Below are 16511 nucleotides of genomic sequence, written 5' to 3'. Positions count from 1 at the left end.
CCCTTTTCTTTTGTTCCTTCCCCGTGCAACGGGGGAGGGGGACCGCCCCCGGGTCGCGCGAAGCGCGCGCCCGAGGACAGGCTCTGCGGTGGAGGGGGCAAGACTGGGCGCCGTGCCCTGCGGTCGCCCCCTCCGTCACGGCGCGTATCCGCACCGCGCCACCACCCCCGTTGCACGGGGGAAGAGCCTGTGCGCCCAAAAGAAAACGCCCGGCGGGTCGGTCCCGCCGGGCGTTGCGTTCAGGCGCTGAAGGCGGCGGCTCGCCGCCCCCCGGGACCTTACCGGTCGAAGTTGCGGGCCAGCAGGAAGCCGAACACCGCGCCGGCCACGAAGGTCCCCAGCGCCAGGGCCAGCGGGTGCTCTTCGGCGGCCTTGTGGGCGGCCTCGGCCTTGGGCTTGGACCAGGCGACGGCGGCGTCGGTCTTGTCGTGCACGTAGTCGCGGGCGACCTGGGTCTTCTCGACCGTCGTCTCGGCGATGGTTGCGGCGGCCTTCTTGACGGCGGCGGTGGCCTTGGCGGCGGTCTTCTTGGCGCTGGCCTTGGCTGCGTTGGCTTCGCCGGCGAGGTCGGTCTTGATGGTGGCGTCGGTCATCGGCGTCTCCCGGTGTGAAAGGGCTTGTTCTCGGGGCGCGACGCGAGCGCGCCTCCAGGCGTCTGGAGACTAACACCTGGCGAGCCGGTTTGGTTCGGGCAAGAGGCGATCGCGCACGTTTTGCGCGCACCCGCCGCCGGGCTCCAGCGAGCGGGCTCCGGCTAGTTGTCGCGGACGACCTTCAGCACCGCCTCGCCATATCGGTCGAGCTTGCCCTGGCCCACGCCGCCGGACTTGCCCAGCGCCGCCAGGGTCAGCGGGCGGGCGGCGGCGATCTCGGCCAGGGTGGCGTCGTGGAAGATGACGTAGGGCGGCACGTGCTGGGCCGAGGCCTGGTCCTTGCGCCAGGCGCGCAGGGCCTCGAACAGCATCTGGTCGCCCGGCGGCACGGTCAGGGCCTGGCGCCGGCGCAGGCTCTTTCCGCCGCTGCCGCCGCTCTTGCCCCCTTCGCCCCCGGGGGCCTGGCGCAGGGAGACCTGCCGCTCGCCGCGATAGACCTGGCGCACGCCTTCGCCGTCGCCGAGGCCGATCAGGGGGCGGCCCTCGTTGGGGTCCTCGCGTAGCAGGCCCTCGAAAACCAGGGTGTCGAGCAGGTCGCGCCAGCCCTGTGGGCTGAACTCGCGGCCGATGCCGAAGGTCGACATCTGGGCTTCCTGCTGGCTGACGTCCTTGGTCTTGCCCAGCAGGTGGTCGATCAGCCGGCCGCGCCCGAACCGGCCGCCCAGGCGATGGGCGGCCGACAAAGCCTTCTGCGCCGCCTGGGTGGCGTCGACGCCGGTCGGCGGCGAGATGCAGATGTCGCAGGTTCCGCAGCGCTCCACGCCCTCCTCGCCGAAATAGCGGCGGACGGCGGCGGCGCGGCAGGTCATGCCTTCCAGCATGGCGTAGAACTGCCGCAGCTTGCGGCTCTGAACCTGCTTGACCTCGTCGGGGGCCTCGCGGGCGTCGATGCGGCGGCCGGCCCAGGCGAGGTCGGCGCTGCTGTAGAGGGTGATGCCCTCCGCCGGCTGGCCGTCGCGGCCGGCGCGGCCGATCTCCTGCCAATAGGCCTCGATGGCCGCGGGCGGGTCGGCGTGGATCACGAAGCGGACGTCGGGCTTGTCGACACCCATGCCGAAGGCGATGGTCGCCACCATCACCGCCTCGTCCGCCTCGAGGAACTGCTCGAGGCGCCGGGCGCGGACGTTCTTGTCGAGGCCGGCGTGATAGGCCAGGGCCGGCACGCCGTTGTCGATCAGCATCTGGGCCAGCTTTTCGGTCGAGTCCCGGCTGCCGGCGTAGACGACGCCGGCGCGACCCGGCCGCTCGGTGACCAGCTCGATGACCCGGTCATGGCCCTTGCCGCGCTTGCGCTCGGCGTTCAGCGCCAGTTCGGGGCGGGCGAAGCTGTCGACGAACTCGGCCGCGCCCTGCAGGCGCAGCTCCATGCGGATGTCGTCGCGGGTGCGAGCGTCGGCCGTGGCGGTCACCGCCAGGCGCGGGACGTTCGGGAACACCTCGGCGATGCGGCCCAGCATCCGGTACTCGGGCCGGAAGTCGTGGCCCCACTGGCTGACGCAGTGGGCTTCGTCGACGGCGACCAGCGAAAGATCCAGGCGCGACAGCCGCTCCAGCATCCAGCCCTGCATCAGGCCTTCGGGCGACAGGTACAGCAAATCCAGCTGCCCGGCCTCGATGCGCCGCCAGATCTCGGCGCGCTCCTCGGGCAGGGTGTTCGAGTCCAGGCGCTCGGCGGCGACGCCGGCCTGTTGCAGCCCCGCCACCTGGTCGGCCATCAGCGCGATCAGCGGCGACACCACCAGGCCCAGGCCGGGCCGGACCAGGGCGGGGATCTGGTAGCAGAGGCTCTTGCCGCCGCCCGTCGGAAGCACCGCCAGGGCGCTGCGGCCTTCCAGCAGTTCGCCGACCACCTGCGCCTGCAGGCCGCGGAAGTCCTGGTGGCCGAAGGTGCGGCGCAGGACATCGCGCGCGGCGTCGAGCGAGGGCGGGGAGGCGAGGGCGGTGGACACGGCGCTCTTTTGGCAGGGGCGGGAGTCTGAGCCAAGGCCGGAAACGGGGGATTTTGCAGATCCGCCGCCTCACTCGGCTTTGCCGACGGTTCCCCCATAGTAGGAGCATCCTGGCGCCCAAGGTCCTCCCCCTCTGGGGAAGGTGGCCCGGAGGGCCGGAGGGGGGGGACGTTTTCAGCTTCCGTAACCCCGACCGATTTCGCACCCACGCCCCCCACCGATCACTGACGCGATCGCCTCCCCCACAGGGGGAGGTTCCTGGTTGTGGGACTTGCCCAGCACGGTTCTCCCCCGCTTGGTTAAACCGTGTTCACCTCTCGTCAATTCTATCGCGTGTTTGGTCGTCGTGAGCTATGACACCGCCACGCGGGCGGGGCTAACGAGACCTAGGGTTACAGATGGCTAACGGCGCCTTCGGCGGAAACAAGCCGGCGAAGACTCAACGCACGCCCCTCCAGGCGCTGCTGTACTGGACGACGGTTCTGGGCGTGTGGGGGCTGATCTTCGTGGTCACCTTCTTCGCGGTGTTCGCGCGCGACCTGCCCGACACCTCCAAGCTCTACGACGTCACCCGCCAGCCCTCGATCAACTACCTGGATCGCTCGGGCGCCCTCCTGGCCGTGCGCGGCAGCCAGTACGCGCCGCCGGTCGACATCGACGCCCTGCCCGAATACGTGCCGGCCGCCTTCGTCGCCATCGAGGACCGCCAGTTCTACCACCACTTCGGGTTCAACCCGTGGGGCATCGCCCGCTCGCTGATCTGGAACATCACCCATGACGGCGGCCCCCAGCGCGGCGGCTCGACCATAACCCAGCAGCTGGCCCGCAACCTGTTCCTCAGCCCGGCCCAGAACTACAAGCGCAAGGCCCAGGAGCTGATCCTGGCCGTCTGGCTGGAGCTGAAGTTCAGCAAGAAGCAGATCCTGGCGCTCTACATGAACCGGGTCTATTTCGGCGCCGGCGCCTATGGCATCGAGGCCGCCTCGCAGCGCTATTTCAACAAGCCCGCGAAAGACCTGACCATCGGCGAGGCCGCCCTGCTGGCCGGCATGATGAAGGGCCCGGCCCGCTATTCGCCGGTCAGCGCCAGCGAGCGCGCCGCCCGCCGCGCCACCGTCGTGCTCGACGAGATGGTGCGCCTGAAGGCCATCACCCCCGAGCAGCGCGACGAGGCCTTCAAGACCCCGGTGCAGGTGTCGGCCACCCTGGCCAACCAGCGCGCCCAGTATTTCACCGACTATGTCGACGCCCAGGTGCGCTCGCTGGTCGGCGAACCCACTGAAGACCTGGTCGTCGAGACCACGCTCGACCTGCCGATCCAGGTCGCGGCCGAGCGCGCCGTGCAGCTGGGCGTCGAGGGCCACCTCAAGCAGGGCGTCCAGCAGGCCGCCCTGGTGGCCATCGACGGCGAAGGCCGCATCCGCGCCTATGTCGGCGGCGAGGACTACGGCCAGAGCCAGTTCGACCGCGCCACCAGCGCCCGCCGCCAGGCCGGCTCGGCTTTCAAGCCGTTCGTCTACCTCACCGCCATGGACCAGGGCCGCAATCCCAGCGTCATGGTGGTCGACGAGCCGGTGAAGATCGGCAACTGGGAGCCGCGCAACTACACCAACACCTTCCTTGGCCCCATGACCCTGCAGACGGCTCTGGCCCAGTCGATCAACACGGTCGCCGCGCGCCTGGCCAATGAGGTGGGCACCAGCAACGTGGCGGCCACGGCGCGTCGCTTGGGGATCACCAGCAAGATCCAGCTGGACCCGTCGATGGCCCTGGGCGCCGTCGAGGTCAGCCCGCTGGAGATGGCCCAGGCCTACGCCCCGTTCGCCAACGGCGGCTTCCTGGCCAAGGGCTACGGCATCGAGCGCATCCGCACCGCCTCGGGCAAGGTCCTCTACGACCACAGCGTCGACAAGCAGCCGCGCCCGTCGGTGATCGGCTCGCCGTCGCTGCAATACATGAACCAGATGATGCGCCAGGTGGTGAACGGCGGCACCGGCGGCCGCGCCAAGGTCGCCGGCTACGACATCGCCGGCAAGACCGGCACCACCAGCGACTACAAGGACGCCTGGTTCGTCGGCTACACCGGCGGCTTCGTCGCGGCGGTCTGGACCGGCAAGGACGACAACACCGCCATGAAGCGCGTCAGCGGCGGCGGCCCGCCGGCCGAGATCTGGAAGGTGTTCATGAGCTCGGCCCTGCCGCGCCTGAAGGCCACCCCGATCCCCGGCGGCACGGCCGAGCCCCCGCCGCCGACCGAGGACCCGATCGGCGACATCCTGGGCGACGGCGAGACCCCGACCGCCGACCCGGGCGCGACGGCGCCGCCCGCCGGGACCCCGCCGGCCCAGACGGCGCCGGAACTGCCTTACTGAGAAGACCCATCGCCCCGGACGTCACCCGACATCCGGGGCGATCCTTTTTTTGGGGGGGCCTTAACCAGGCTCCTGGACGCCACGATCGTCCAGGCGGTGCGCAGCAGGCCCGCCAGCTCGTCGGTCTCAATGGCCGCCAGCCGCACCAGCACCGCCGGAAAGCCGCGGTAGTGGTCGTCGTCGAAGAAGCGCTCGGGGGCGGCCTCGATCAGCATCTGCTTGGTCTCGATCAGACAGCGCACGGCGATGACGCCGGGCACGAGCACGCGTTTGGCCTTGGGCGCAGGCCGTGCCAGATAGCCCCAGGCCAGGCCCTTGCCGCGGACTTCGTAGGCGACCTGCTGGCCATTGGAGGTTTCGATCACCTCGGGCAGGGCCGTGGCCAGGGCGCGCAGGGTTTCGTCGTCGACCATGCAAGGATGAGGCGCTCTTCTCCTCCCTCGTGCAACGGGGGAGGTGGCGCGGTGCGGATACGCGCCGTGACGGAGGGGGTGAGGGACGAAGCTCGGCGCCCAGTCTCGCCCCCTCCACCGGCTTCGCCGGTCCCCCTCCCCGCTCGCGGGGGAGGAGTGGGGGCTGGTCGCGGGGGCAATTCCGCCAACAGCGTAAACCGTTGTTAAGGCTCACTGTTAAGGTCTGCGACACCTCTCCGAAAGCCGGTGTTTACCCCCTGCCTGTATCACTCTGAACCAACAAGAGTCGCTCTCCACGTGGGCGCGGCCGGTTCTGGTGGATGGCCTTCAATGACCAAGACGGTGCTCGTCGTCGACGACGATCCGACCCAACGTCGACTGATCCAGGCGGTGCTGGAGCGCGAAGGTTTCGCGGTCTGCCACGCCGAGAACGGCGACGCGGCCATGGCGCACCTGGCCGCCGGCGCGCCGGCCGACGTGATCCTGCTGGATCTCGTCATGCCCGGCCTGCCCGGCCAGGAGGCGCTGAAGGAGATGCGCGCGCGCGGCTACGCCCAGCCGGTGATCGTGCTGACCGCCAGCGGCGGCGTCGACACCGTGGTGAAGGCCATGCAGGCCGGCGCCACCGACTTCTTCATCAAGCCGGCCTCGCCGGAGCGGATCACCGTGTCGATCCGCAACGCCCTGTCGATGGGCGACCTGAAGGGCGAGGTCGACCGCCTGAACAAGCGCGTCTCGGGTCGCACCACCTTCTCCGACCTGATCGGAACCTCGCCGGCCATGACCATGGTCAAGCGCATCGGTGAACGCGCCGCCAAGAGCGCCATTCCCGTGCTGATCACCGGCGAGAGCGGCGTCGGCAAGGAGCTGATCGCCCGCGCCGTCCACGGCTCGTCCGATCGCGCCGGCAAGCCGTTCGTGGCCGTCAACTGCGGCGCCATTCCCGAAAACCTCGTCGAGTCGATCCTGTTCGGCCACGAGAAGGGCAGCTTCACCGGCGCTTCCGACAAGCACTCGGGCAAGTTCAAGGAAGCCGACGGCGGCACCCTGTTCCTCGACGAGGTCGGCGAGTTGCCGCTGGACGTCCAGGTCAAGCTGCTGCGCGCGCTGCAAGAGGGCGAGATCGACCCGATCGGTTCCAAGCGGTCGGTCAAGGTCGACGTGCGCATCGTCTCGGCCACGAACCGCGACCTGTCGGCCGCCGTCGCCCAGGGCCTGTTCCGCGAGGACCTCTATTACCGCCTGAACGTCTTCCCGGTGGAGGCGCCCAGCTTGCGCGAACGCCGCGAGGACATTCCGGCCCTGGTCGAGGCCTTCGTGCGCCGCTTCAACGTCGAGGAGGGCAAGCGCGTGGTCGGGGCCTCGCCCGAGACCCTGCAGATCCTCTGCGCCTTCGACTGGCCCGGCAACGTGCGCCAGCTGGAGAACGCGGTCTATCGCGCCATCGTGCTGGCCGACGCGCCCTACCTGCAACCCTACGACTTCCCGGCCATCTCGGGCGTCGTGGCCCCGCCGCTGGAGCCGTCGCCGATCGAGCCCCTGCCGGTGATGATCCAGGCCGCCGCCGCCCACGCCGAGACCGGCGCGCTGGGCGAGGCGCCGGTGCGCATCCTCGACGGCCACGGCCACCTGCGGACCCTGGAGGAGATCGAGCGCGACCTCATCCAGCACGCCATCGAGGTCTATGCCGGCCACATGAGCGAGGTCGCCCGGCGCCTCGGCATCGGCCGCTCGACCCTCTACCGCAAGGTCCGCGAGCAGGGCATCGACGTCGACGTCAAGGAAGCCTCGTGACCTCGCCTTTCGGCGATTGAACTTACATCGGTAAACTGATCTCCTGCCCCTCCATGATCGCGTGGAGGGGGCATGATCAGGATCCTTGGACCGCTGGTGGGCGCGTTGGCGGCCCTCCTGCCCGTCAGCGTCTCGGCCCAGCCGCTGAGCCAGGCCGAGATCGTCCGGGTCGACGCCGCCGCCGCCAAGGCGCTGGCCGATAGCCCCACGCCCTCCCTGTCCATCGCCGTGGTGCGCGGCGGCCGCCTGGTCTTCGCCAAGGCCTATGGCCTCGAGCGCCTGGACCCGCCCACGCCCGCCGACGTTGACGCGCGCTACAACATCGGCTCGGTGTCCAAGCAGTTCACGGCGGCGGTCCTGCTGCGGCTGGCCGACCAGGGCCAACTGAGGCTCGACGACAAGGCGGCCGCCCATGTGGCCGGGCTGTCCGGCGCCGACCGCATCACCCTGCGCCAGGTCCTGGACCATACGGCCGGCTACAACAGCTACTTCATGCTCGACTTCATGCCGGCCGAGGGCGAGCGCCCGGTCGACCCGGCGCAGATCGCCCGGCGATGGGGCGGCGCGCCGCTGGACTTCGCGCCCGGCGCTCGGTGGGCCTACAGCAATACGGGCTACGTCGTGGCGGGACTGGCGGCGCAGCATGCTTCGGGGCGGTCGCTGCCGGCCTTGCTGAGCGACGAGATTTTCACGCCCTTGGGGATGGCCAGGGCTGGGGCGGCTTACGAGCGGCCGCTGGGGTCGGCCGACGTCGCGGCATACACCCGCATCGCCACCGCTTCACCGCGCGCGGCGCCGGCGGTGGGGCGGGGGTGGGAGTTCGCGGCCGGGGGCCTTGCGATGACCGCCTCGGACTTGGCGCGCTGGGACATGGCCATGCTGGAGGGCCGCCTGCTGTCGCCGGCCGCCTGGACCGCGCTGACCACGCCGGCCCGGCTGAACGACGGAACGCTCACCGATTACGGCCTGGGGGTCTATGTCGATACCGCGCGAGGGCGGCGGCGCGTCCGCCATGACGGCCTGAGCTCCGGCTTCGCGGCCGAGAACAGGGTCTATCCCGACGACGGCGCGGCGATCGTGGTGCTGGCCAACGCCGACTTCGGCGCCGCGCCCCGGCAGGTCGCCGACGCGATCGAGGCGATGCTGCTGCCTGCAGGCGCCGAAGCCTCCGCCGCCGCGCCGCCGGCCACCGCGCCCGCCGCTCCGGCGATTGACGAGGCGGCCCTGGCGACGGCGAAGGCGCTGCGCAGGCAGCTGGCGGACGGGACTCTCGATCGCTCGCGGCTGACGCCTGAGCTTTCGGCCCATCTCGACGGGGCGGTCCTGGCCGACTACCGCGCCGGCCTCGGGGTGCTCGGCGAGCCGACAGGCTTCGTCCAGCTGCGCCATGACGAGATCGGCGGCCTGAGGGCCAGCCTGTACGAGGTCGTATGGGAAAAGACGAAGCTGATCTGCGTGCTGCGTCTGGCGCCGGACGGGAAGGTCGCCTCCTTCGCCGTGTTTGAGCCTTAGGCGGCCTCTTCCGCGTCCAGGGCGGTCCAGCCGGCGCCGTCGTGGCGGACGCGGTGGTCGGCTTCCAGGCCCTGCAGCTCCAGCAGCACGGCGGCCAGGGGCAGGGCGCGGTTCCAGCGGCGTTCCAGCTGGCGGACGATCTCGGGGGCGGTCATCGCCGCCTCTTCGCGGCCCAGGACCATCAGGATCATGTCGCGGGCGGCGCGCGGCTTGCGGCCGCGGCGGGCCGGGGCGGCGAAGCTGGCGGGTTCGCCGGGGGCGGCCAGGCCGGCGCGCTCCAGGGCGCTAAGGGCCACGCTGATCGCCTTCAGTTCGCCTTCGAAGGGCTCCTGCGCGCGGCGCTGGGCCTCGATCATGCGCACTTCCAGGTCGGCTTTCCGGCGCAGCAGGAATTCGTAGGTGTTGGCCATCGTCTCGTTCCCGTGAACGGGTCGCCAGGTCGGCCTCCACGCACCGACCCCCTCCGACGCCGCCTTTCGGCCGCTCCGCTCACTTAGTTCAATGATTGTAATGATTTACGCAGGCGACAGTTTGTCGCATCAATCTTAATGCGAGCTTAATCGCAATTCGCGAACGACGGTATTTGGTAAGAAATAAAGACTGTTTTCGTGTCTTTCGGCACAGATGCTCGGTCAGATTGCGCCGGCTCCGGCGCCGGGAGTTCCTTGTGGAGCTTGGCCTTGACCCCATCGGGCGACCAGGACGATGGGAACGCCCCACCAGCACCAGATGCGCCCCCAGGTTATTAATGAAGCGCGGCCAGGCGAAGGCGGCGGCCGGGCCCACGTGGCTGAGCGGCAGCACCACGTAGTTCATGACCACATAGGTCGCCGCGCCATAGGCCAGGCCCATCAGCAGCGGCCGGCGGACCAGCACGGGCAGGCGCCGCGCGGCCAGCACGTAGAGCGCCGCCATCACCGACATGATGAAGTAGTGCAGGAAGAGGCCCAGGGCCGCCGTCCCGGCGCCGCGCTGGAAGGCCGCCTTGCCCAAGAGGCCGCTGGCGATCGACTGCAGGATCCGCGGCGGCGGCACGGCCTTGGTCACGCCCCAGAAGGTGAAGGCGTCCAGGATGTCCAGCGTGCCGGCCAGCAGGGTGGCGACGGCGATGACGAGCAGCACGGGGCGCGTCGCGCCGCGTTGGATGGCCATGGACCGGTTCCTCCCCCGTCTGTGGCGGCGAGGCTAGTCCGGCGAACGGCGTTCGGCAATCACGCGCCTTCCAGGTCGTGTTTCAGGCGGTTCAGCAGGTCGGCCGCCGCCAGGGCGTAGGGGCCGATCCAGCGGTCGTGGATGTCCTGGAAGGGGCCGGCGTCCAGGTGGTTCCAGCGCACCCGGCCCTCGCGCCGCACGACGATCAGCCCGGCCCGCTCGAGCACGCCCAGGTGCTGCATGACGGTGCAGCGGTCCAGGGTTCCGGCGAAGTGCTCGCACAGCGCTCCCGTCGTGCGCGGGGCGGCCTTCATCAGGTCCAGCATCTGCCGCCGCCGGGAGTCGGCCAGGGCCTTGAACAGCAGGTCGTCTTGGGCGGCGCTTGACATGTTATAGAATTATAACCTTACATGCCGGCGTTCGCCAAGGGAGGACCGCCATGTCCAGCGACGCCAAATCCGATGTGACTCCGCTGGCCTTCGAGGTGCAGCTGAAGATCCGCAAGCCCGCCGCCGAGGTGTTCGACGCCGTCGTCGATCCGAAAAAGCTCAGCGGCTATTTCCTGCGCGAGGGCAGCGGCCCGCTGATCGCCGGAACCACCGTGCTGTGGCAGTTCCCCGAGTTCGAGGAGCGCTATCCGGTGGTGGTGCGCGAGGTGGTCGCACCCGAGCGCATCGTGCTGGAATGGGGCTCGGCGATCCCCGGCGACCCGGACACCCGGGTGGTGATGACCTTCGTGGCGCTGGATGCGGCGAACACCATGGTCAAGATCAGCGAGTCCGGCTGGCCCCACACCCCCGAAGGCCTGAAGGCCTCGCACGGCAACGCGGGCGGCTGGATGCACATGATGGCCGCGATGAAGGCCTATCTGGAGTACGGCATCAACCTGCGCGAGGGCGGAGCGTTCTAGGGGGAGCCCTCTCTCGAAGAGAGAGGGTCGGAAAATGCGCGTACTACCCCTCGTCCTCGGCCTCTTCCACCGCCGCCTCCGGCCGGCCATTGCGCGTGAAGCCCTTGCCGCGCTTCATCGGCTTGCGCTCGCCCTTGGCCTTGGCGGTGATTTCCTTGAGCTTGATGGTCTGGTTGACCGACAGGGCCTGGCCGGCGCCGCCCTTTTCCGGGTCGCCGAAGGCTCTGCCATAGGTCTCGATGCGCTGGGCCACCGAGCCCAGGAATTCGCCCTCCCAGTCCGACAGCTCTATCCCACCCTTGTCGGCCATGCGCCTGGCCTTCTTGAGGGCGCTCAGCGCGGCCTTTCGGGCCTGGGCGCGAGGGTCCGGAGCTTTTCGATCGGGCGGCTTGGCGCGCATGGCGACCAGCCTAGCAAAAAGGCCCTCTCCGGGGAGAGGGCCTTTTCAAAATCAGATCTCGCCGATGGCCGAGAGGTAGAGGTCGAGGATGGCGTCCTCTTCCTGGCGCTTGGCGCGGTCGGTCTTGCGCAGGCGGACCACCTTCTTGAGCACCTTGACGTCGAAGCCGTTGCCCTTGGCCTCGAGATAGACTTCCTTGATCTGCTCCATGATCTCGGCCTTCTCGACTTCGAGGCGCTCGACGCGCTCGATGATCGACTTCAGCTGGCCCTGGGCGGTGGAGTTCAGAACGTCGGCGTGCGGGATGGCGTCGTCGGCCATGGAGATCTCTCGCGAAAAGGGGCTGAAAACCGGAGGCGCGGAAACTAGTTCGGACGCGCCCCGAGGGAAAGCCGATTCAGAGCAGGCCGTGGGCTTGAATCGCAGGTCGCAGCGCGGACGGATCGACAAAGTGGTGGACGTGGAAGCCCATCGCCCGCGCCGCCTCGATGTTGGCGGCGCTGTCGTCGACGAAAAGCAGGTCGGCGGGCGACAGGCCGGTGCGTTCCAGGGCGATCTCGTAAATCCGGCGTTCGGGCTTGATGGTGCGTTCGACGGCCGAGACCACCGGATCGCGCAGGTGGCGGAAGGCGGGGCTCATGGCCTGGACGCCCGGCCAGGCCTCGCTGGACATGTTGGTCAGGGCGTACTGCGCCACGCCGGCGGCGGCCAGGTCCTCGATCAGGGATTCGGTCTCGGCGATCGCGCCCGAGAACATCTCGTCCCAGCGGGCCCACCACGCGGCCAGATGCTCGGCGTGCTCGGGAAACTGGGCCGCGCGCAGGGCGATGTTCTCACCGAAGGAGAGGCCCCGGTCGGTTTCGCTATGCCAGTCCAGGGTCCCGACATGCGAAAGGAACCGGTCGAGATCGGCCGGTTCCTTGAAGATCTTCGCGTAGAGCGTGCGCGGGTTCCAGCGCACGATGACGTTGCCGACGTCCCAGAGCATGGCCCTGGGCGACGCAGGCGGCGTCATCAGCCCTGCTTGGCCTTGAAGCGCGGGTCGGTCTTGTTGATGATGTAGATGACGCCCTTGCGACGCACCATCTTGCAGTCGCGGTGGCGACCCTTCAGCGACTTCAGCGAGCTGCGAACCTTCATGACCGTCTCTGTTGTCAGCGGAGAGGTTCGGGCGCGCCATCAAGCTCGCCGGAACATCCGGATGTTTCGGAGGGCGTGCGTATAGGCAAGACGGGGCGATGAGTCAATCGGCCAAGGCCCCGCTGCGCGCAGCCGTCGCGCCGTGTTGCGCTCAAGCCTCCGTCTGGGGCGCGGGCGGGACCGCCGGCTTGAACGACAGCCCCTTGGGCGGCGGCGGTCCAAAGCGGTTGTCGGCCGTCTGGCCGGGCAGGCCGCCCAGGACCGACAGCAGCACCGGCAGCGCCAGCACGGCCACGCCCAGGGCGTTCTGGTAGGCCTGGGGCGGGATGACGAAGCCGCCGCCGAAGAACAGCGCCAGGAGGGCGATGAACACGCCGCCGGCCCACCAGCCGGTGCGGCCAAGGTCGTGCAGGCGCGGGACGGCGGCGATCAGCATCACCACCAGGGCGGCCGGCAGCGGGCGCCGGAACACCAGGGCCGAGACCAGCATGGCGGCGATCGCCACCCCGACGATGACCCAGTAGCTGGCGCGGTTGATCCGGCCCTTCAGCAGTTGCACGTCGAACCCCTCGCGCGGCCTCAAGTATGTCGAAGCCTTCTAGAGCAAAGCTTGTGGAGAGGCGATGCGAACCGGGAACTCACTTTGTCCTGGCGTCCTTGTGATTGAAGCTTTCGCACGAACCCCGGTAGCCTGCCCTGATGGATAGACGCGTATTCCTCGTTCTGCTGCTGGCCGGTTGCGCCGACACGACCGTCAACGCCCCGCTGGCGCCGTCGACCCCCGTCGCGCCGCCGCCGGTCGCTTCCACGCCCGCCGCCCCGACCCCGCCGTCCGCCGTCACCGCGGTGGAGACGGGCGGCCAGGTCGCCGCCTTCAATGCTTGGTTGGCCGAGTTCAAGCCCAAGGCCGTGGCCGCCGGCGTGCCCCAGGCGGTGGTCGACCGCGAGCTGAACGGCCTGACGCCCAATCCGCGCGTCATCTCGCTGGACGGCCGCCAGCCTGAGTTCTCCAAGCCGGTCGGCGACTACATCAAGGGCGTGATCAGCGACGACCGCGTGGCCGTGGGCCGCGGCAAGCGCGACCAGCTGGCCTTCCTGCCGGCGGTCGAGCAGCGCTACGGCGTGCCGCGCGACATCCTGCTGGCCGTCTGGGCGATGGAATCGGCCTTCGGCAAGATCCAGGGCGATTTCGACGTGGTCCGCTCGATGGCCAGCCTGGCCGCCGACGGCCGCCGCCGCGGCTGGGCCGAGGGCGAGCTGATCGCGGCCCTGAAGATCATCGCCTCGGGCGAGGACACCCGCGACCAGCTGAAGGGCTCGTGGGCAGGGGCCATGGGCCAGACCCAGTTCCTGCCGTCCAACTATCTGTCGACGGCCGTCGACTTCGACGGCGACGGCCGCCGCGACATCTGGCGCAGCGACGCCGACAGCCTGGCCTCGGCCGCCAACCTGCTGGCCAAGGGCGGCTGGAAGCCCGGCGTGGGCTGGGCCAGGGAAGTGATCCTGCCGGCCGGCTTCGACTACAGCCTGGCAGAAGGGCCGCGCGAGGTTCCCTCGTGGTGGGAAGCCAAGGGCGTAAAGAGGGCCGACGGCCTGCCCTGGACGGCCGCTGACGCCGCGTCGCCGGCCGGGCTGATCCTGCCCGCCGGCGCGGCTGGTCCGGCCTTCCTGGCCCTGCCCAACCACTTCGCCATCCGCAAATATAACAACTCCACCTCCTACGCCCTGGGAATCGGCCTGCTGGCCGACCGCTTCGGCGGCGGCGGGCCGCTGGTGGCGTCCTGGCCGGTGGAGCAGCCGCTGTCGCTGGCCGACCGCATGGCCGCCCAGATCGCCCTGGCGCGCCTGGGCTTCGATCCTGGGCCCGCCGACGGCGTTATCGGCGCCGGCACCCGCAAGGCCCTGCGCGCCTGGCAACAGAGCCGCCAGCTGCCGGCCGACGGCTACCTGTCGTCCGACATGGTGGGCAAGCTGAAGGCCCAGGCGGCGATTTCGTAGGGAAAGAACCTCCCCCAGTGGGGGAGGCGGCCGAAGGCCGGTGGGGGGACGTTTTCAGCTGCCGAGAAGGCGGCCGATTTCGCACTCGCTCCCCCCACCGATCGCTTCGCGATCACCTCCCCCACGGGGGGAGGTTCCTCAGTGTAGAAGTCTTAAGCCGCCTGGCTGACCTGCGGCGGGAACACGTCGTCCATGCGCAGGTAGGTGATCAGGCGGGTGTCGACCGACAGGATGGCCTGCACGAAGCGCAGTTCGTCGGCGCCCATGTCCGGGGCCGGCTGCAGGTGGTCGCGGGTGATGGTGAAGGTCTCGGAGACGGCGTCGACGAGGATGCCGGCCAGGCGGTCGTGGCACTCGACGACGACGATGACGTGGCGGGTCTCGGGGATGGTGACGCCCAGGCCCAGGCGGTTGCGCAGGTCGATGACCGGCATGATCGCGCCGCGCAGGTTGATGACGCCCTTGAGGAAGCCCGGCGCATGCGGGATCGGGGTCGCCGGGGTCCAGCCGCGGATCTCGCGGACGGTCTTCACGTCGATGCAGAACTCCTGCTCGCCGATGCAGAACGAGATCAGCTCGAGGGCCGGTTCGGCGTGTTCGGTCATCAGGAAATCCCCGGGGTCTAGAAGGCTGGCGCGGACGTCTCCGCTCGCCTGCCACAAGAGCCCGACCGCCGTTTAACAACGGTTAATGCTGAAGTTTCTCGTGGTGCGCGAGGGCGAGACCGATTGTCGCGGGCGGCCAGCGCCTAGCCCGCGGCCAGTCGCGCCCGCTTCTTGACCAGCATCGCCGCGCCGGCCTCGGCCAGCGAGGTCTCCGGCTCGGCGCCGGCCTCGATCTCGCGCACGCCGAACGAGACGTGCAGGGGCGCGCTCCATTCGCCGAACTGCACGGGGACGCCGCGGATGGCGCCGGCCAGGCTCTCGCCCTTCATCTCGGCGGTGGCCCTGTCGGCCTGGGTCAGCAGCACGGCGAACTCGTCGCCGCCCATGCGGCCGACGATGTCGCTCTCGCGCACATTGGCCAGCAGGCGCTCGGCCACGGCTTTCAGCGCCGAGTCTCCGGCGGCGTGGCCGAAGCGGTCGTTGACGGCCTTGAAGTTGTCGAGGTCGAAGAACACCAGGCTGGCCGGCGAGCCGTAGCGCTGGGCGAAGGCCGAGACGCGGCGGACCTCGCGCAGGAAGGCGCGGCGGTTCAGCACCGGGGCCAGCACGTCCATGTCGGCCAGGGTCTCGGCCTCGTTGAGGCGATACTTCAGGCGCGAGACCTCGGTGCGCAGGTCCTCGACCTCCGACATCAGGGTCTGCAAGGCGGCCTGCACCTTGGGCGTCAGGTCGGCGGGCTCCAGGCCCAGGAACCCGGCCTTGTCGACGGTCACGGTTCCGCGCGGCGCGGCCGAGACGCCGGCGGCGTCGGCGAGCGCCCGGCGGCGGATCGCGGAGAAGGTTTCGGTGCGGGCGCCTGAAATCTTCATCGGAGGTGCGGCGAATCACTTCTGGTCAAGCTGAAATGGAAATCTGCGTTTTCTCATTAACCATGACAATGCCGGTGGTAGCCGGGCGCCAATAAGCCGCAGGTGGAGGAGGCGGCCGCAACCTGCGGAAAGCAGCGCGAGAACGTCCGAGAACGGGCTTTGGTCTGGAAGGGCGACCCGCTATAAGGCGCGCGATTCAAGGGGCCGCCCCCGGTTTCTTGGTATACCCTCCATCGTTCGAGGAAGACGCCGATGACCACGTCCGCGCCGCCTGTCGCCATCGTCATGGGCAGCCGCTCAGACTGGCCGACGATGAAGAAGGCGGCCGACGCCCTCGACGAACTGGGCGTCGCCTACGAGGCCCAGGTCGTCTCGGCCCACCGCACGCCCCAGCGCCTCGTCGAGTTCGCCACTTCGGCCAAGGCGGCCGGCTACCAGGTGATCATCGCCGGGGCCGGCGGCGCCGCGCACCTGCCGGGCATGGTGGCGTCGATGACGCCGCTGCCGGTGCTGGGCGTGCCGGTGCAGTCCAAGGCCCTCAGCGGCCTCGATTCCCTGCTGTCGATCGTGCAGATGCCGGGCGGCATCCCCGTCGCCACCCTGGCCATCGGCGAGGCGGGCGCCAGGAACGCCGGCCTGCTGGCCGCCCAGATCCTGTCCCTGGCCGACCCGGCCCTGGCCCAGCGGCTGGACGCCCAGCGCGCGGCCCAGACCGACAGCGTCGCGCAAAGCGTCGAGGACTAA

The 16511-nt window shown here is 69.7% G+C and carries 19 protein-coding genes and 1 pseudogene; 7 read left to right on the top strand and 13 right to left on the bottom strand.

What is annotated here, in order from left to right; genetic code table 11:
• Positions 1–10: 10 nt before the first annotated feature.
• Positions 11–178, top strand: a pseudogene (locus SGCZBJ_RS13895) (TPM domain-containing protein); the annotation flags it as partial.
• Positions 179–278: 100 nt separating this feature from the next.
• Here SGCZBJ_RS13895 and SGCZBJ_RS13890 read toward each other — a convergent pair.
• Positions 279–593, bottom strand: a complete 315-nt coding sequence (locus SGCZBJ_RS13890) for a hypothetical protein (RefSeq protein WP_101718592.1) — start codon at positions 591–593, stop codon at positions 279–281.
• Between the two features lie 161 nt (positions 594–754).
• Positions 755–2602, bottom strand: a complete 1848-nt coding sequence (recQ, locus tag SGCZBJ_RS13885; RefSeq protein WP_101718591.1) for a DNA helicase RecQ — start codon at positions 2600–2602, stop codon at positions 755–757.
• Between the two features lie 398 nt (positions 2603–3000).
• Here recQ and SGCZBJ_RS13880 point away from each other — a divergent pair, with 398 nt between their 5' ends.
• Entirely contained in the window at positions 3001–4974 is a 1974-nt protein-coding gene (locus SGCZBJ_RS13880; RefSeq protein ID WP_101718590.1) for a transglycosylase domain-containing protein, read from the top strand.
• Here SGCZBJ_RS13880 and SGCZBJ_RS13875 read toward each other — a convergent pair.
• Entirely contained in the window at positions 4968–5387 is a 420-nt protein-coding gene (locus SGCZBJ_RS13875) for an MmcQ/YjbR family DNA-binding protein (RefSeq protein WP_240621506.1), read from the bottom strand. The two genes, SGCZBJ_RS13880 and SGCZBJ_RS13875, sit on opposite strands and share 7 nt — an antisense overlap.
• A gap of 330 nt (positions 5388–5717) precedes the next feature.
• Here SGCZBJ_RS13875 and SGCZBJ_RS13865 point away from each other — a divergent pair, with 330 nt between their 5' ends.
• A complete protein-coding gene (locus SGCZBJ_RS13865) occupies positions 5718–7181 on the top strand; it encodes a sigma-54-dependent transcriptional regulator (RefSeq protein ID WP_101718589.1) in 1464 nt (487 codons plus the stop codon).
• A 72-nt stretch (positions 7182–7253) separates the two neighbouring features.
• Positions 7254–8693 carry a serine hydrolase domain-containing protein gene (locus SGCZBJ_RS13860; RefSeq protein ID WP_101718588.1) on the top strand — a complete coding sequence of 480 codons (1440 nt, stop codon included), beginning with the start codon at positions 7254–7256 and terminating at the stop codon, positions 8691–8693.
• Here SGCZBJ_RS13860 and SGCZBJ_RS13855 read toward each other — a convergent pair.
• From SGCZBJ_RS13855 to SGCZBJ_RS13845, 3 genes are all read right to left on the bottom strand, one after another.
• On the bottom strand, positions 8690–9103 hold the full coding sequence (locus SGCZBJ_RS13855) for a hypothetical protein (RefSeq protein ID WP_101718587.1): 414 nt from the start codon (positions 9101–9103) through the stop codon (positions 8690–8692). The genes SGCZBJ_RS13860 and SGCZBJ_RS13855 overlap by 4 nt on opposite strands.
• Positions 9104–9191: 88 nt before the next feature.
• A complete protein-coding gene (locus tag SGCZBJ_RS13850) occupies positions 9192–9845 on the bottom strand; it encodes a hypothetical protein (RefSeq protein ID WP_101718586.1) in 654 nt (217 codons plus the stop codon).
• 59 nt (positions 9846–9904) lie between these two features.
• Positions 9905–10234, bottom strand: coding sequence for an ArsR/SmtB family transcription factor (locus SGCZBJ_RS13845; protein ID WP_101718585.1), 330 nt, complete (start codon positions 10232–10234; stop codon positions 9905–9907).
• A 50-nt stretch (positions 10235–10284) separates the two neighbouring features.
• Here SGCZBJ_RS13845 and SGCZBJ_RS13840 point away from each other — a divergent pair, with 50 nt between their 5' ends.
• Complete coding sequence (locus SGCZBJ_RS13840; RefSeq protein WP_101718584.1) at positions 10285–10755, top strand: SRPBCC domain-containing protein; 471 nt, start codon at positions 10285–10287, stop codon at positions 10753–10755.
• A 43-nt stretch (positions 10756–10798) separates the two neighbouring features.
• Here the strand turns inward: SGCZBJ_RS13840 and SGCZBJ_RS13835 are convergent, their stop codons facing one another.
• From SGCZBJ_RS13835 to SGCZBJ_RS13815, 5 genes are all read right to left on the bottom strand, one after another.
• On the bottom strand, positions 10799–11155 hold the full coding sequence (locus SGCZBJ_RS13835; protein ID WP_101718583.1) for a hypothetical protein: 357 nt from the start codon (positions 11153–11155) through the stop codon (positions 10799–10801).
• Positions 11156–11206: 51 nt separating this feature from the next.
• Positions 11207–11476, bottom strand: a complete 270-nt coding sequence (gapR, locus tag SGCZBJ_RS13830; protein ID WP_058348015.1) for a nucleoid-associated protein GapR — start codon at positions 11474–11476, stop codon at positions 11207–11209.
• Positions 11477–11552: 76 nt separating this feature from the next.
• Positions 11553–12170, bottom strand: coding sequence for an HAD family hydrolase (locus SGCZBJ_RS13825; protein WP_101718582.1), 618 nt, complete (start codon positions 12168–12170; stop codon positions 11553–11555).
• The gene (ykgO, locus tag SGCZBJ_RS13820) at positions 12170–12295 is read right to left on the bottom strand and encodes a type B 50S ribosomal protein L36 (RefSeq protein WP_004616427.1); all 126 of its coding nucleotides are present in this window, start codon (positions 12293–12295) and stop codon (positions 12170–12172) included. Before ykgO ends, SGCZBJ_RS13825 begins: the two co-directional genes overlap by 1 nt.
• A gap of 151 nt (positions 12296–12446) precedes the next feature.
• Complete coding sequence (locus SGCZBJ_RS13815) at positions 12447–12854, bottom strand: DUF805 domain-containing protein (protein ID WP_165799324.1); 408 nt, start codon at positions 12852–12854, stop codon at positions 12447–12449.
• A 140-nt stretch (positions 12855–12994) separates the two neighbouring features.
• Between SGCZBJ_RS13815 and SGCZBJ_RS13810 the strand changes: the two genes are divergently transcribed.
• Positions 12995–14293 (top strand): lytic murein transglycosylase, encoded by a 1299-nt coding sequence (locus SGCZBJ_RS13810; protein WP_101718580.1) that lies wholly within the window; start codon positions 12995–12997, stop codon positions 14291–14293.
• Positions 14294–14445: 152 nt separating this feature from the next.
• Here SGCZBJ_RS13810 and SGCZBJ_RS13805 read toward each other — a convergent pair whose 3' ends face one another.
• Together SGCZBJ_RS13805 and SGCZBJ_RS13800 are read right to left on the bottom strand one after the other, a co-directional pair.
• Positions 14446–14898 carry a chemotaxis protein CheW gene (locus tag SGCZBJ_RS13805; protein ID WP_058348012.1) on the bottom strand — a complete coding sequence of 151 codons (453 nt, stop codon included), beginning with the start codon at positions 14896–14898 and terminating at the stop codon, positions 14446–14448.
• A gap of 143 nt (positions 14899–15041) precedes the next feature.
• Positions 15042–15767 carry a GGDEF domain-containing protein gene (locus tag SGCZBJ_RS13800; protein WP_101718579.1) on the bottom strand — a complete coding sequence of 242 codons (726 nt, stop codon included), beginning with the start codon at positions 15765–15767 and terminating at the stop codon, positions 15042–15044.
• Between the two features lie 252 nt (positions 15768–16019).
• Here SGCZBJ_RS13800 and purE point away from each other — a divergent pair, with 252 nt between their 5' ends.
• Complete coding sequence (gene purE / locus SGCZBJ_RS13795) at positions 16020–16511, top strand: 5-(carboxyamino)imidazole ribonucleotide mutase (RefSeq protein WP_101718578.1); 492 nt, start codon at positions 16020–16022, stop codon at positions 16509–16511.

This window comes from Caulobacter zeae (genome assembly GCF_002858925.1).
Lineage (GTDB): Bacteria > Pseudomonadota > Alphaproteobacteria > Caulobacterales > Caulobacteraceae > Caulobacter > Caulobacter zeae.
This window is presented reverse-complemented; position numbering and strand designations above follow the sequence as displayed.

Excerpts from the sequence above, each read along its gene's own strand:
- SGCZBJ_RS13890 (WP_101718592.1), bottom strand. The coding sequence starts at position 593 with ATGACCGACGCCACCATCAAGACCGACCTCGCCGGCGAAGCCAACGCA.
- SGCZBJ_RS13835 (WP_101718583.1), bottom strand. The coding sequence starts at position 11,155 with ATGCGCGCCAAGCCGCCCGATCGAAAAGCTCCGGACCCTCGCGCCCAG.
- SGCZBJ_RS13850 (WP_101718586.1), bottom strand. The coding sequence starts at position 9,845 with ATGGCCATCCAACGCGGCGCGACGCGCCCCGTGCTGCTCGTCATCGCC.
- SGCZBJ_RS13825 (WP_101718582.1), bottom strand. The coding sequence starts at position 12,170 with ATGACGCCGCCTGCGTCGCCCAGGGCCATGCTCTGGGACGTCGGCAAC.
- SGCZBJ_RS13800 (WP_101718579.1), bottom strand. The coding sequence starts at position 15,767 with ATGAAGATTTCAGGCGCCCGCACCGAAACCTTCTCCGCGATCCGCCGC.
- SGCZBJ_RS13810 (WP_101718580.1), top strand. The coding sequence starts at position 12,995 with ATGGATAGACGCGTATTCCTCGTTCTGCTGCTGGCCGGTTGCGCCGAC.
- SGCZBJ_RS13880 (WP_101718590.1), top strand. The coding sequence starts at position 3,001 with ATGGCTAACGGCGCCTTCGGCGGAAACAAGCCGGCGAAGACTCAACGC.
- SGCZBJ_RS13855 (WP_101718587.1), bottom strand. The coding sequence starts at position 9,103 with ATGGCCAACACCTACGAATTCCTGCTGCGCCGGAAAGCCGACCTGGAA.
- purE (WP_101718578.1), top strand. The coding sequence starts at position 16,020 with ATGACCACGTCCGCGCCGCCTGTCGCCATCGTCATGGGCAGCCGCTCA.
- ykgO (WP_004616427.1), bottom strand. The coding sequence starts at position 12,295 with ATGAAGGTTCGCAGCTCGCTGAAGTCGCTGAAGGGTCGCCACCGCGAC.
- SGCZBJ_RS13805 (WP_058348012.1), bottom strand. The coding sequence starts at position 14,898 with ATGACCGAACACGCCGAACCGGCCCTCGAGCTGATCTCGTTCTGCATC.
- SGCZBJ_RS13840 (WP_101718584.1), top strand. The coding sequence starts at position 10,285 with ATGTCCAGCGACGCCAAATCCGATGTGACTCCGCTGGCCTTCGAGGTG.
- SGCZBJ_RS13845 (WP_101718585.1), bottom strand. The coding sequence starts at position 10,234 with ATGTCAAGCGCCGCCCAAGACGACCTGCTGTTCAAGGCCCTGGCCGAC.
- SGCZBJ_RS13875 (WP_240621506.1), bottom strand. The coding sequence starts at position 5,387 with ATGGTCGACGACGAAACCCTGCGCGCCCTGGCCACGGCCCTGCCCGAG.
- SGCZBJ_RS13865 (WP_101718589.1), top strand. The coding sequence starts at position 5,718 with ATGACCAAGACGGTGCTCGTCGTCGACGACGATCCGACCCAACGTCGA.
- SGCZBJ_RS13860 (WP_101718588.1), top strand. The coding sequence starts at position 7,254 with ATGATCAGGATCCTTGGACCGCTGGTGGGCGCGTTGGCGGCCCTCCTG.
- gapR (WP_058348015.1), bottom strand. The coding sequence starts at position 11,476 with ATGGCCGACGACGCCATCCCGCACGCCGACGTTCTGAACTCCACCGCC.